This window comes from Nocardioides aquaticus (genome assembly GCF_018459925.1).
Lineage (GTDB): Bacteria > Actinomycetota > Actinomycetes > Propionibacteriales > Nocardioidaceae > Nocardioides > Nocardioides aquaticus.
Genome location: NZ_CP075371.1, coordinates 2948352 through 2960476, shown reverse-complemented (window position 1 = coordinate 2960476; position 12125 = coordinate 2948352). Strand labels below are relative to the sequence as shown.

The window sequence follows — 12125 nt, the reverse complement described above, 5'->3', positions numbered from 1 at the left end:
ACGACGGCGGGCGGGAGATGGTCGGAGACCGGGTGGTTCCAGTTGGCCATCGTGTTCCGCCGCCGCGTTCGCGACAGTACGTGCGCGACGGGCCCCTGTCGTGGGGCTCCCCCATGTCGGGGAGGAACGGCGGGCCTCCTCGGGACCAAAGACCCCTCAGGCCGGGTCACAGCCCCACCACGGTGCGGTCAGGACAGCGTCACCACGGGATCGTCCCGGCGTCCTCGAAGAAGCCGCCGGTGGGTCCGTCATCGGGCAGCGACGCCAGCCGGATGGCGGTGGCGGCGCCCTGCTCGGGGGTCCGGGTCCCCCGGAACCCGTTGAGGTCGGTGGCGACGAATCCCGGGCAGGCGGCGTTGACCAGGATGCCCGTGCCGGCGAGCTCGCGGACGTACTGGAGCATCACCGCGTTCAGGAAGGTCTTCGACGCCGAGTAGGCCGCCGAGACCGGGCCGACGGAGAGCTCGTCGGTGGCGGCGGACTGCCGGGTCAGGGACCCGACCCCGCTGGACACGTTCACGATGCGCGGCGAGGGAGCGCGGCGCAGCAGGGGCAGCACCGCGTTGGTGACGCGCATGACGCCGAGGACGTTGGTCTCGAGCACCGTGCGGATCGTGTCGAGGTCGACCTGGGTGGGCGCCTGCGGCATCCCACCGGTGATGGCGGCGTTGTTGACCAGGACGTCGAGGCCGCCGAGCTGCTCGAGGCGCGCGGCGGCCGCCCGGACGCTGTCGTCGTCGGTCACGTCGAGCGGAACGCCGAACACGTCCGCACCCGAGTCCCGCAGCGCGGCGACGGCGGCGTCGCGGCGACCGTCGTCGCGGGCGCCGACTCCGACCCGGAAGCCCTCCGCCGCCAACCCCCGCGCGATCGCGTACCCGATGCCCTTGTTGGCGCCGGTGACCAGCGCGATCCTGGTCCGTCCGTCGGCCTGCTCGTGGGTCTGCTCGTTCGTCTGTGTCATGGGGCCGATGCTCGCTCCGCGTCCCGGCCGGCTCCAACACCGCCTGGGTGGGCGGCGATACCCTGTCGGTATCAGAGTCGCGAGCGGAGGTGGTCGACGGTGGAGACGCGGGAGCTGAGGTACTTCGTCGCGGTGGCGGAGGAGCTGCACTTCGGCCGCGCCGCCGAGCGGCTCGGGATGGCGCAGCCGCCGTTGTCGCGCGCGATCAGCCAGCTGGAGCGGCGGCTCGGGGCGACGTTGCTGCAGCGGACCAGCCGTACGGTCTCGCTCACCGCGGCCGGCGAGGTGCTCCTGGCCGAGGCCCGCGCGGTCCTCGACGCGGTGGCGGCGGCCGAGCGACGTACCCGTCGGGCCGCGGCGGCCCCGGAGGGACGGGCCGGCCTGGTGCTGGCGTCGAAGGCCGGTGCCGCCAACGAGGTGGTGGCCAAGCTGCTGGACCGGTACGCCGCCGAACCGGGCGCGGTGCCGGTCGAGGTGCTGTTGTGCGGACCGGGGGAGCAGGAGCGGACGCTGCGCGACGGCCGGGCCGACGTCGCCGTCCTGCACCTGCCGTACGACGACACCACCGGGCTGGACACCGAGGTGCTGCTGTCGGAGGAGCAGGTGGTGCTGCTGCCGGCGGGGCACCCGCTGAGCACCCGCGTCGACCTCCGGCTCGCCGACCTGGAGGACCTGGCGGATCTGCCCGCGCCCCGGTGGCCTCGTCGCGACGGGACCTACCCCGACGGGCCGGGGCCGGCGGTCCGCGACCACACCCAGCTGCTCCAGCTGATCGCCCTGGGGCGGACCTACCTCACCGTCCCGGACTCCGCCCGGGCCCAGCTCGGCGGGGGCGTGGTCGCAGTACCGCTCGTCGACGCACCGCGCGCCGCCACCCTGATCGCCTGGCCGCGCCAGAGCCGGTCGACCGTCCTCGCCGCGTTCGTACGCGTGGCGACGAGCCTCTAGGCCGGCCCGACAGGCCGGTCAGGACATGTCGACGGTGGGCTCGACCGAGCCGGTCGGGCAGCGCGGGTCACGGCACCCGCCGAAGGTCAGGTCGGCCTCGAAGTGGTGCACGCCGTCGCCGTCGGTGCCGGGCACGGTGCCGGGCACGGTGCCGGATCGGACGGCGGACTCGGTCGGGATGGAGGTCATGGCGAGAACTCGTCCTCTCGGGGCGGGGCCCCGGTCGCTGCGTAGGAACAGGATCGGCCGGAGCCCCTCGCCGCCGCACCAAGGCCTTCGGTGCGACGACTGCTCGGGGGAGGTGCCGTCGGGTGGTGGTCCCGGGCCCCTACTTGGTGTTGACGGTGATGGTGGCGATGCCGACCAGCAGGCCGGGCTTGACGGCGTCCGTGCCGAAGGTGTCGTTGAGCAGCGGGGCGGCGACGTCGGAGATCTGGACCTCGGTGCCCTGCAGGATCGCCTTGTTGCCCTGGGTCTGAAGGGGCTTCAGGGTGCTGCCGTCGAGCTTGAACAGGTACGCGCTGGTCACCGCGACCTCGCCGTTGACGGTCACGTCGCCGTAGACCCGCGAGACGCCCGGGTCGACGTTGAGGTTGGTCAGCTCGACGGTGGTGCCGCCGGCGGAGAGCGAGAGGCCGGAGCCCTCGTGCTGGACCTGGCCGATGACGTAGGGCGAGACCTGGCCGGGCTCGAAGACGGTGACGTTGCCGCCGGTGATCGGGAAGACCAGCGAGCCGTCGGTCAGCTTGGCGTCCCCGGTGACGCCCGGGGTCAGCTTGAGCTGGGTGAGGGCGTCGACGAAGCCCTTGTCCAGGGCGATCTTGGTGTCCTGGCCGGTGAGCGCGTCGATCGCGGCGACCGGCTGAGGCGGGGTCTGGGCCTCGCTGGACGACGAGCTCGCGGAGCTCGACGAGGCGGGCGCTGCTGCCTCGCTGTCGCTGCTGCACGCGGCGAGCGGGCCGGCGAGGAGGCCGACGGTGGCGAGAGCGGCGAGGCCGCGGCGGGTACGGGTGGAGAACGTGGTGGAGCGCATGGTGGAGCCCTTCATAAGGAAGCGCCCAGCTCGGGAGACCCCCGTGGGCGTTGCTGCACCCCTAGTTCGGCGCGGCGCCGCCGAGCGCTTGGTCCCCCGCGCAATCTCAGCCGACTATCAGGAACGTCGTCCCACGGGCGGGCGCTCCTCGTCCGGTCGGTCAGTCGCCGAGCTCGAGGGCGAGCAGGTGGTAGCTCAGCGTCTTGCCGTGGCCGTCCAGCGTGACCGCACCGGTGACGCCGCCGGTCAGCACCCCGGGGACACGGAAGACCAGTCCGGGCAGGTGCGGGAGCTCGCGCCTCAGCACCTCGCCCCGCACCCCCGCGCCGAAGTGCTCGGCGACCCGCGCCGCGGTGAGCCGGTCACGGACCACGTCCCAGCCTGCGGCGTCGCGCGGCAGCACCGCCAGGATCAGGGTGTCGCCCTTGTCGCCGGCGCGCACGTCGGCCACGTCGTCCACTCTCATGTCAGGCCACCTCGATGATGTCGACGCCGGTGCTGACCAGGTCGCGGGGGATCAGGCAGGACCGCACCGCGACCAGGGGCCGGGCGCCGGTACGCGCGCCGCCACCGCCCGCGGGACCGTTGGTGTAGAGCGCCTCGACCTCCCAGCCGACGGCGTGGGCGGCCACCTCGCTCGCCACGCGCGCGGCCACGCGCAGCCTCACCTCCGGCGGGTCGACGGCGGGGGCGGCGAGGCCGCGGAACGCGGCGCCGGTGCCGATGAGCTCGACCTCCGCGGCGCTCGGGGGCAGGCCGTGCACGGCGACCAGCCGCTCGAGGACGACCTCGGCGGCCAGCTCGGCGCGCTGGAGCGCCCGCGGACCGGCGTACGAGATCTGCCCCTCGCCCAGCCAGCCGCCGTCCTGGCCCAGGGTGACCTTCAGCTGGTCCGGCCGGGTCCGGCCGGTCGCGCCGGCGGCCCGCACCCGGTCGGGGCCGGTCTCGGTGAAGGTGACGCCGGTGAAGTCGGCGGTGACGTCCGGGGTCAGGTAGCCCCCGGGGTCGTCGACCTCGTAGAGCAGCTGCTCGGCGCAGGTGCGGGCGTCGAGGCGGCCGCCGGTGCCGGTCAGCTTGCCCAGGTGCACCTCGCCGGTCGCGCTGACATCGGCGTACGGGAACCCCAGGCGGGCCAGTCCGGGGACCGGTTTGGTCAGGGGGTCGGCGAAGTAGCCGCCGGTCAGCTGACCGGCGCACTCCAGCAGGTGGCCGGTCATCGTCGCCACGCCCATGAGGTGGTCGTCCTCCGGGTCCCAGCCCAGCTCGTGGCGCAGCGGCCCGACGTAGAGGGAGGGGTCGGCCAGCCGCCCCGTGACGACGACGTCGGCGCCCTGCTCCAACGCGTGCACCACCGGGTCGGCGCCGAGGTAGACGTTGGCCGAGATCAGCGGGGGGCCGGCCGAGACCGGTTCGCCGGTCTCCCAGATGACCGGGTCGGCGGCCCGTACCGCGTCCAGCACGTCGTCGCCGGAGACGACCGCGATCCGCGTGCCGCGCAGCCCCAGGTCGTGTGCGACGCCGGCGACCGCCTCCCCGGCCGCGCCGGGGTTCGCGGCGCCGGCGTTGGTCACCACCCGGGTCCCCGAGGCGCGGCACGGCGCGAGGACCGCGGCCATCCGTCGCTCCAGCAGGGGGTCGTACCCCAGGGCGGGGTCGCGGCGCCGGCGGGCGTGGCCCTCGGCCACGGTGCGCTCGCCGAGGCACTCGAAGACCAGGTACTGCAGCTCGCCCCGCACCGCCAGGTCGACCGCGGGGTCGAGCCGGTCGCCGGCGAAGCCCGCGCCGGCGCCGAGCCGGACGCTGGTACGCCGCGCGCTCACGACGCCCACAGCGGGACGGCACCGGTGGCGACGGCCACGACGAGCATGACCAGGCTGAGCAGCCAGACCCAGCCGAACAGGGCGCGGATGTGGCGCCCGATGTCGACGCCGGCCAGCCCGACCAGGAGGAAGAAGGAGCCGGTCAGCGGGCTGATCGGGAACCCGACGGTCTCCTGGCCGACCAGGGAGGCGCGGGCCAGGTCGGCGTTGGCGACGCCGAACTCGGCGCCCAGGCCCTGGAGCACCGGCAGCACGCCGAAGTAGTAGGCGTCGGGGCCGAAGAGCAGGCTGAGCGGGACGCCGAGCACGCCGACGAGCAGCGGCAGGCCCGGGGCCCAGGAGGCCGGCACGACCTCGGCGGTGCTGGTCGCCATCGCGGTCACCATGCCGGAGCCGTCGAGGATCCCGAGGAAGGCCCCGGCCGCCAGGAGGGTGGAGGCCATCAGCATCGCGCCCTCGGCGTGCGCCTGGATGCGGGCCGTCTGCTCCTTCAGGCCGGGGTAGTTGACGACGAGCGCCACCACGAGCGCGACGAGGAACAACAGCTCCGGGGGCGCGAGCGTCGTGACGAGGCCGGCGATGGTGAGCGCGGTCAGCGCGATGTTGAACCAGAACAGGCGGGGACGGCGCAGCGCCGCCTCCTCCTCGGTGAGCTCGTGCCCGGGGCCGGACGGGGCGTCGTCGCCCGAGGGTGCGGCCGCACCGGTGCCGCCGGAGGCGGCGTCGGGGCCTCCCACCGTGCTGAGCGACCGGTCGTCTGCCGTCTCGGCGAGCCGCTTGGTCTCGCGCCGGCCGAGGAAGTAGGCGATGGCGAGCGCACCGAGCATGCCGGCGACCTGGGCGGGGATGAGGGGCACCCAGAGCTCGTTCACCCCGACCCCGGAGGTGGTGGACGCCCGCGCGGTCGGGCCTCCCCAGGGCAGCAGGTTCATCACGCCTGCGCCCATGCCGACGCAGACCGTCAGCGTGAGGCGCTTCATGCCGAGCCGGTCGAAGAGCGGCATCATCGCGGGGATGGTGATCAGGAAGGTGGTGGCCCCGGCGCCGTCGAGGTGCGCCGCCATCGCCAGCGTGGTCGTGGCCAGGCAGACCGTCACGGGGGCGTCGCCGGCGAAGGCCACGATCCGGCGGATGATCGGGTCGAACATGCCGGCGTCGCGCACCACGCCGAAGTAGGCGATCGCGAAGACGAACATGGCGGTCACCCCGACCACGCCGGCCAGGCCCTCGGACACGTAGGTGCCGATCTCGGCCGGGGTGTTGCCGGCCACCAGGGCGGTGACGACGGGGACGCCGGCGAGGGCGACGACGGCGGCCACGCGGTTGGTCAGCAGGAGGGCGAGGATCACGCCGATGGTGAGGAACCCCAGGAAGGTCAGCACGGTGTCTCCGATCAGGTGGGCAGGACCCGCTCACTGTGACGGCCGCCATACGTGCGGGTCCAACATCCGTTCGCGATAGATTGATGCGTCATGGGCATCGATGTCGGGATCCGTCACCTCCGGGCCGTGGTCGCCGTCGCGGACGAGTCGGGGTACTCCGCCGCCGCCGCCCGGCTGCACACGGCCCAGTCCTCGCTCAGCCGGACCGTGCAGGACGTGGAGCGCCGGATCGGGGTCCGGCTCTTCGAGCGCACGACCCGCTCGGTGGTGCCGACCCGGGAGGGCGCGGAGTTCTGCCTGCTCGCGCGGGGGTGCTGGCCGAGCACGACCGGGCGCTGGCTCACTTCGAGGGCTTCCTGCGGGGGGAGCGCGGGACCGTGTCGGTGGCCGTCCTGCCGTCCCTGGCCGCGACCCTGCTGCCGCCGGTGCTGGCGGCCTACCGGGCGGCGCGACCCGACGTGGCGGTCGAGGTGCGTGACGGGTTGGCGGCCGAGGTCACCGCGCTGGTGCTCAGCGGAGCGGTCGACCTGGCGCTCACCGTGGCCGACGACCTGCCGGCCGCGCTGCAGGCCGTGACCATCGCCGAGGACGACTACTTCCTGCTGGTGCCCGCGCGCCACGCGCTGGCCACCCGGCCGGCGGTGACCTGGGCGGACCTCGGGGGCGAGCCCTTCGTCGCGTTCGACCACGCCTCGAGCATCCGTACGTTCACCGACCGCGTGCTCGTGCGCGAGCAGGTCCCGCTCGGCCCGGTGACCGAGGCCCGCAACGTGGGGTCGGTCGCCGGCCTGGTGGGGGCCGGTCTGGGTGTGTCGGTCGTCCCGGCCCTGGTGCTGCCGATGACGGGCTTCGCCGACGTCGTGGCCGTCCCGCTGCGTGACCCCGTGGGGCGTCGGGCCGTACGCCTGCTGCGGGACCCGCGCCGCCCGGTGGCCCCCGCGGTGGCCGGTCTGGTCACGATGCTGGCCGACGCGGCCACCCACGGCATCAGGCTCCCGGCGGGGGCGCGGTGGACCGAGCCCGGCCCGCCCGGCCCGCGCCTCAGCCCATCGAGTGCAGGCGCTCCGGGGTGATCGTGAGGAGCAGCCGCTGCTGGTCGCGGCCGCCGTACCAGGGGTAGGGGGCGCCGAGGTAGCGCTGGGCGAGGACCTCGATGTGCTCGGTCGCCCCGTCGGTGCTGGCGCGGCTGACCCGGCCGCGGATCTCGTGGTACCTGCTGGGGTTGGCCGGGTCGGAGACGGCGACGCTGACGCGGGGGTCGCGCTCGACGTTCCTCGCCTTCTGGTGCCCGACCACGGTGTTGATGAGCACGTGCTCGCCGGTCGCGTCGACGTCGACCCACGTCTGGGTCAGCTGGGGCGAGCCGTCCGGCATGGTCGTGGCCAGGTAGCAGGTCGCCCCGGAGCGCAGGAGTGCGACGAGGTCGGCGCCCAGGGCAGCCCGCGCGGGCGGAGGGACCGGTCGGGTGGAGGTCATCGGGCCATGCTCTCTCGTCGCCGACGGAGCGGGGGCGGGGGCGGGTGCGGAACCGGGGCGTCGTCCTCGTCGGGGCGGCGCACCGGGATCCGGGCGGTGAAGGTGCTGCCGACCCCGAGGGTGCTCTGGACCGTCACGGTCCCGCCCATCAGGCCGGTGAGCTCACGACAGATCGCGAGCCCGAGGCCGGTGCCGTCGTAGCGCCGGGTCATCGAGTCGTCCACCTGGGTGAACGACTCGAAGACCGACTCCAGGTCCTGCTCGGCAATCCCGATGCCGGTGTCCCAGACGACCAGCTCCAGCTGGTCACCTGCCTCCGGGCCCCCGGCGGGGCACGCGGCGACGCGGAGGTGCAGTCCGACCTGACCCTCCTCGGTGAACTTCAGGGCGTTGTCGAGGAGGTTGGTGACCACCTGGAACAACCGACCCGGATCACCCACCACCAGTCGCGGCACGGCGGGGTCGACGTGCCACTGGAAGGTGACGCCGGCGGTGGCCGCGCGGGGCGCGTAGAGCTCGGCGACGTCGGAGGCCATCGCGTGGACGTCGAACTCGGTCGTGTCCAGCTCGACCCGCCCGGCCTCGATGCGGGAGAAGTCCAGGGTCCGTTCCACGAGCGCGCGCAGCCGCGTCCCCGAGCGGTTCAGCCGCCGGAGCAGGCCGGACTGGAAGTCGTCGAGCTCCGTGTCCGCGAGGAGCTCGCCCATGCCGACGACGGTGGTCAGCGGGGTCCGGAGCTCGTGGCTCACGTTGGCCAGGAACATCGACTTGGCCAGAGAGGCCTCGAGCGCGGCGTCCCGGGCCGCCTCGAGCTGGCGCCGCGCGTGTTCCTCCGAACGGATCAGCCGCGCCGTGCGGACGGCGGCCAGCGCGATCAGGACCGCGGTGCCGGCCAGGAGCTGCAGCGGCCTGTCCGGCTCGCCGCGCAGGTCCCGGGCGAGCTCGAGCGCGGGCGGCACCGCGAGGGGGCCCAGCGCGACGGTGAGCTGCGCCGCCGGGCTCCGGAACGCCGACCGGGCCTCGGGGTGACCGGGGTGGCCGGGGTGGCCGGGGTGACCGGGGTGCGGCGGGGGAGTGCCGATCCGGCCGGCGGCGATGGCCAGGGAGACCGTCGCCACCATCCACGCCACGCCCGTCAGCGTCGTCGCAACGTCGCCCTCGAAGGACAGCACGTACGCGACGTCGGCGACCAGCCACAGGCAGGCGCCGGTCACCAGCGGGACGCCGAGGCTGGCCCGGGCCGTGCTGCTGACCACGACCCGCACCACGAGCGCCAGCAGGATCGCGTCCGCGAGGGGGTAGGCCGCCGAGACCACCCGCACCAGCGGCGGCAGGCTGGAGTCGGTCAGGATCGACTGCAGGGAGAAGCTCCAGCACAGCAGCACGCTGACGGCCACGATGGTCAGCAGGTCGAGGGTAAAGCCCAGGTCGACGCGGGCGCCGGCGCGGCCCGGTCCTCGGGCGAGCACGATCCACAGCGCGGCGCACAGGGCGGCGTAGCTGGCGAACCAGAACGGGTCCGCGATCGACACGTCGGTCCTCGCGCCGACGAGGTCGAGGGTGAACCACACCGCCTCGCCCACGGACGTCAGCGACACCCCGAGGGCGATCAGGCGCGGGACCACCCGCTGCCCGCGCGGGGCACGAGCGGCCGCGATCCAGGCACCCACGCTGGCCCCGGTCACCACCAGCACGTAGGCGACAGCGGCCGGCACCCCGTCGGGGTCGACCCAGCCGTAGACCACCACCCCGCAGGCAGCAGCCGTCAGTGCGAGGACGGCACTGAGCGACCGCCACCACCCCATGCTCGGCATCCCCGCAAGGTAGTGGCCGGACCCGTCCCGCCGTGGCGTTTCCCGAGGAGGTCTCGCCGTCGAGGCACGCTCCCGCCGAGGGGTGGCTCCCGGACGCCGCAATCCTGCCTACGGGTGGATCCGGGGACGGCGCCATGTCGGCACCATGGACAGATGGTGAGCGGCTCCTCCAGCAGCCCGGACGTCTTCGAGGCGGCCGCGATGGTGGCCGCCCGGGACGGGATCGCCGTCGACACCGCGATCGTCCGGCTGCAGCGCACGGCCCGGGCAGCGGGGCTCAGCGACGAGCAGCTGGCGAGCCGGATCGTCGGCGTCCCGACGTCGGACCGGTCCGCCGACGACTAGGTACCGGACCTAGGGGCCGGGGGTCTGCGGGGAGTCGTCCCGGGTGCCCTCCGGGTCGTCCGTGCGCTCCTGCGACTCCTCGAGGATGGCGCGGGCCTGGGCCTCGGGGTCGTCCGCGGGGCCGGCCACCTGCTCCTCGGGGAGGCGGTTGGCGCGCTGCTCGACGTTCTTCTCGCTCGGCCCGTCCGTCATGGGTCTAACCTAGGGCTGCGGCGACCAGGCGCGGCTCCCGGCGCTCAGGATCCGATCAGGTCCGGCCCGTACCGTCGATCAGATGCGTACGACGATGTCTTCCAGAACCGCTCTCGCCGGCCTGACCGCCGCGCTGCTCCTGCTGACCGGCTGCGGGGGTGGGGCCGAGGAGGAGCCCGACACCGGGTCCTCGGCCTCGTCCGGGTCCTCGGAGGCCGCGGAGTCCGCGGGGGCCGAGCCCGACGTGGCGGACGTCCCCGAGGTCGTGGCCGAGGTGAACGGCGAGGAGATCACCCGCGCCGAGTTCGTCCCGGCCTACACCGCCCAGGTCCAGCAGGCGACCGCCCAGGCCCAGGCCGGCGGCGAGCAGCCGGACGAGGACGCCCTGCGGGAGCAGACCGCCCAGGGCCTGGTCGACACCGAGCTGTTGCGCCAGGAGGCCGAGGCGCGTGGGATCGAGGCCTCCGAGCAGGCGATCAACGACCAGCTCACGACGCTCGCCGAGCAGAACCAGCTGCCGTCCGCCCAGGCGTTCCTCGACGCCCTCGAGGAGCAGGGCACCTCGGAGGACGAGGTGCGGACCCAGGTCGAGACCCAGGTGCTGCTGGAGGGTCTCGTCGCCGACGAGGCCGGCGGGGAGATCGACCCCACCGAGAAGGACCTGCGCACCCTCTACCAGCAGGTCAAGCAGCAGCAGGCCCAGTCGGGCCAGCAGGCCGGGCAGGCTCTCCCGCCGTTCGCCCAGGTGCGCTCGCAGCTGAAGGACCAGGCGGTCTCCGAGGAGCAGGGCCGCGTCGCCCAGTCGCTGGTCGACGGGCTCACCGAGGACGCCGACATCAGCATCAACCTGTGAGCTGACCCCAGTCGCTAGCTGCCGGGGTGCTCCTGGGCCAGTGCCACGACCACCGGCGCGCTCGACCCCGGCAGGACGGTGGTCGGGTCCTCGGGCAGCATAAGCAGGGCGCGTACGCCGTCCGCCAGGCGGTAGGGACGGCCCTCGAGCAGTGCGCCCAGCACCTTGCGAAGCCGTGACATCTCGGCGCGGACGGTGACGATCCGGGTGGTGTCGGCAAACAGGTCCGCGGCGAGCTCGGCCGGGGTGCGGCCGTGCTCGGCGCGCAGCAGCGAGACCAGGATCTCGGCGTGGCGGGGGGTCAGGGCCTGCTGCCACGAGCCGCTCGGTCCGGTCACGCGCAGCTGCGGCGTACGACCGGAGAGGTCGACGACCAGGTCGGTGGCCGGCTCGCCGCCGTCGTGGTCCTGCAACCGGAGCAGCCAGCCGCCCGGCAGCACCTCGGCGGTCGCGACGCCGAGGTCGGGCAGCCAGATCGTCCCCACGGACATCGCGTCCGGAAGGCTGATCCGGGTGGGCGGGGTCGTCCCCGAGGCCGCGACGACGTGCCCGGACCGGTCGACGACGAGGGCGTGGCCGTCCATCCGCGCGATCATCGGGGCGGCCACCGACCGCAGCCGCTCGTGCCGCGCCGCGTGCTGGTCCCGGATCTCCAGGACGGCCAGTCGCGCGGCCATCTGCACGATCGCGAGCTCGGCGGGATGCAGTGACCGCGACGGGCCGCTGATGTCGACGACACCGAGGGTGCGTCCGGTCCAGGGGTCGAGGAGCGGCGCCGCCGCGCACCCCCAGCGGGTGTGGGAGTCGAGGTAGTGCTCGGCTCCTTGGATGTGCACGGGCTCGCCGAGCACGAGCGCGGTGCCGATCGCGTTGGTGCCGACGTTGCCCTCGGTCCACGCGGAGCCGCCGACGAAGCCGAGGTGGTCGGCCTCGCGGCGGACGCCGGCCTTGCCGTGGCGCCAGAGCACCCGCCCGTCGGTGTCGGCGACGACCACCATCTGACCGGCGTCGACGACGGAGACCAGGGACGCGAGCAGCTGCGGCACGAGGGGGGCCAGGGCGCTGTCGGCACGCCGCCGCTCCAGCTCCGACTCGGTCAGCAGCGCGACCTGCGGGTCGGCGCCGGGGTCGAGCCCGCGGGCGGCCGTACGGCGCCAGGAGGCCGCGATCTCGGTACGGGGGCCGGCGCCCGGCGCCGATCCGCCCGGCGCCGATGCGCCCGGCGCCACGCCGCTGAGGCTCGCCTCGCGCACCCTCCGCAGACCCAGCTCACGTTGCTTGATGGATCACTCCTTCGA

14 protein-coding genes and 1 pseudogene are annotated in these 12125 nt (G+C 74.3%); 5 read left to right on the top strand and 10 right to left on the bottom strand.

Annotated features, from left to right (window positions below; translation table 11 throughout):
- Positions 1 to 199: 199 nt before the first annotated feature.
- The gene (locus ENKNEFLB_RS14360) at positions 200 to 964 is read right to left on the bottom strand and encodes an SDR family oxidoreductase (RefSeq protein ID WP_214056034.1); all 765 of its coding nucleotides are present in this window, start codon (positions 962 to 964) and stop codon (positions 200 to 202) included.
- A 99-nt stretch (positions 965 to 1063) separates the two neighbouring features.
- On the opposite strand from ENKNEFLB_RS14360, the gene ENKNEFLB_RS14355 reads away from it, so the two are divergent.
- Positions 1064 to 1912 (top strand): LysR family transcriptional regulator, encoded by an 849-nt coding sequence (locus ENKNEFLB_RS14355; protein ID WP_214056033.1) that lies wholly within the window; start codon positions 1064 to 1066, stop codon positions 1910 to 1912.
- Positions 1913 to 1930: 18 nt separating this feature from the next.
- Here the strand turns inward: ENKNEFLB_RS14355 and ENKNEFLB_RS14350 are convergent, their stop codons facing one another.
- From ENKNEFLB_RS14350 to ENKNEFLB_RS14330, 5 genes are all read right to left on the bottom strand, one after another.
- Positions 1931 to 2101 (bottom strand): hypothetical protein, encoded by a 171-nt coding sequence (locus ENKNEFLB_RS14350; RefSeq protein WP_214056032.1) that lies wholly within the window; start codon positions 2099 to 2101, stop codon positions 1931 to 1933.
- Between the two features lie 139 nt (positions 2102 to 2240).
- Complete coding sequence (locus tag ENKNEFLB_RS14345; RefSeq protein ID WP_214056031.1) at positions 2241 to 2945, bottom strand: hypothetical protein; 705 nt, start codon at positions 2943 to 2945, stop codon at positions 2241 to 2243.
- A 160-nt stretch (positions 2946 to 3105) separates the two neighbouring features.
- A complete protein-coding gene (locus tag ENKNEFLB_RS14340) occupies positions 3106 to 3411 on the bottom strand; it encodes an AtuA-related protein (protein WP_214056030.1) in 306 nt (101 codons plus the stop codon).
- A gap of 1 nt (position 3412) precedes the next feature.
- The gene (locus ENKNEFLB_RS14335) at positions 3413 to 4774 is read right to left on the bottom strand and encodes an acyclic terpene utilization AtuA family protein (protein WP_214056029.1); all 1362 of its coding nucleotides are present in this window, start codon (positions 4772 to 4774) and stop codon (positions 3413 to 3415) included.
- Positions 4762 to 6147: a CitMHS family transporter gene (locus ENKNEFLB_RS14330; protein WP_214056028.1), complete on the bottom strand. Its 1386-nt coding sequence runs from the start codon at positions 6145 to 6147 to the stop codon at positions 4762 to 4764. Before ENKNEFLB_RS14330 ends, ENKNEFLB_RS14335 begins: the two co-directional genes overlap by 13 nt.
- Positions 6148 to 6237: 90 nt before the next feature.
- Here ENKNEFLB_RS14330 and ENKNEFLB_RS23210 point away from each other — a divergent pair.
- Positions 6238 to 6372, top strand: a pseudogene (locus ENKNEFLB_RS23210) (LysR family transcriptional regulator); the annotation flags it as partial.
- 86 nt (positions 6373 to 6458) lie between these two features.
- On the top strand, positions 6459 to 7220 hold the full coding sequence (locus tag ENKNEFLB_RS14320; protein WP_246535557.1) for a LysR substrate-binding domain-containing protein: 762 nt from the start codon (positions 6459 to 6461) through the stop codon (positions 7218 to 7220).
- On the opposite strand, the gene ENKNEFLB_RS14315 is transcribed toward ENKNEFLB_RS14320, so the two are convergent.
- Together ENKNEFLB_RS14315 and ENKNEFLB_RS14310 are read right to left on the bottom strand one after the other, a co-directional pair.
- The gene (locus tag ENKNEFLB_RS14315; RefSeq protein WP_214056026.1) at positions 7189 to 7623 is read right to left on the bottom strand and encodes a PPOX class F420-dependent oxidoreductase; all 435 of its coding nucleotides are present in this window, start codon (positions 7621 to 7623) and stop codon (positions 7189 to 7191) included. The two genes, ENKNEFLB_RS14320 and ENKNEFLB_RS14315, sit on opposite strands and share 32 nt — an antisense overlap.
- Entirely contained in the window at positions 7620 to 9437 is a 1818-nt protein-coding gene (locus tag ENKNEFLB_RS14310) for an ATP-binding protein (RefSeq protein WP_214056025.1), read from the bottom strand. The genes ENKNEFLB_RS14315 and ENKNEFLB_RS14310 overlap by 4 nt, the downstream gene beginning before the upstream one ends.
- Positions 9438 to 9590: 153 nt before the next feature.
- Here ENKNEFLB_RS14310 and ENKNEFLB_RS14305 point away from each other — a divergent pair, with 153 nt between their 5' ends.
- Positions 9591 to 9782, top strand: coding sequence for a hypothetical protein (locus ENKNEFLB_RS14305; protein WP_214056024.1), 192 nt, complete (start codon positions 9591 to 9593; stop codon positions 9780 to 9782).
- 9 nt (positions 9783 to 9791) lie between these two features.
- Here the strand turns inward: ENKNEFLB_RS14305 and ENKNEFLB_RS14300 are convergent, their stop codons facing one another.
- Positions 9792 to 9974: a hypothetical protein gene (locus ENKNEFLB_RS14300; RefSeq protein WP_214056023.1), complete on the bottom strand. Its 183-nt coding sequence runs from the start codon at positions 9972 to 9974 to the stop codon at positions 9792 to 9794.
- Between the two features lie 94 nt (positions 9975 to 10068).
- On the opposite strand from ENKNEFLB_RS14300, the gene ENKNEFLB_RS14295 reads away from it, so the two are divergent.
- On the top strand, positions 10069 to 10827 hold the full coding sequence (locus ENKNEFLB_RS14295; RefSeq protein WP_214056022.1) for a SurA N-terminal domain-containing protein: 759 nt from the start codon (positions 10069 to 10071) through the stop codon (positions 10825 to 10827).
- A gap of 14 nt (positions 10828 to 10841) precedes the next feature.
- On the opposite strand, the gene ENKNEFLB_RS14290 is transcribed toward ENKNEFLB_RS14295, so the two are convergent.
- Positions 10842 to 12056: a GAF domain-containing protein gene (locus ENKNEFLB_RS14290; protein WP_214056021.1), complete on the bottom strand. Its 1215-nt coding sequence runs from the start codon at positions 12054 to 12056 to the stop codon at positions 10842 to 10844.
- Between the last annotated feature and the right edge of the window lie 69 nt (positions 12057 to 12125).

Bases quoted from the DNA above. Each gene is read 5' to 3' on its own strand.
- ENKNEFLB_RS14315 (WP_214056026.1), bottom strand. From the start codon at position 7,623: ATGACCTCCACCCGACCGGTCCCTCCGCCCGCGCGGGCTGCCCTGGGC.
- ENKNEFLB_RS14350 (WP_214056032.1), bottom strand. From the start codon at position 2,101: ATGACCTCCATCCCGACCGAGTCCGCCGTCCGATCCGGCACCGTGCCC.
- ENKNEFLB_RS14340 (WP_214056030.1), bottom strand. From the start codon at position 3,411: ATGAGAGTGGACGACGTGGCCGACGTGCGCGCCGGCGACAAGGGCGAC.
- ENKNEFLB_RS14310 (WP_214056025.1), bottom strand. From the start codon at position 9,437: ATGCCGAGCATGGGGTGGTGGCGGTCGCTCAGTGCCGTCCTCGCACTG.
- ENKNEFLB_RS14300 (WP_214056023.1), bottom strand. From the start codon at position 9,974: ATGACGGACGGGCCGAGCGAGAAGAACGTCGAGCAGCGCGCCAACCGC.
- ENKNEFLB_RS14305 (WP_214056024.1), top strand. From the start codon at position 9,591: ATGGTGAGCGGCTCCTCCAGCAGCCCGGACGTCTTCGAGGCGGCCGCG.
- ENKNEFLB_RS14345 (WP_214056031.1), bottom strand. From the start codon at position 2,945: ATGCGCTCCACCACGTTCTCCACCCGTACCCGCCGCGGCCTCGCCGCT.
- ENKNEFLB_RS14295 (WP_214056022.1), top strand. From the start codon at position 10,069: ATGTCTTCCAGAACCGCTCTCGCCGGCCTGACCGCCGCGCTGCTCCTG.
- ENKNEFLB_RS14360 (WP_214056034.1), bottom strand. From the start codon at position 964: ATGACACAGACGAACGAGCAGACCCACGAGCAGGCCGACGGACGGACC.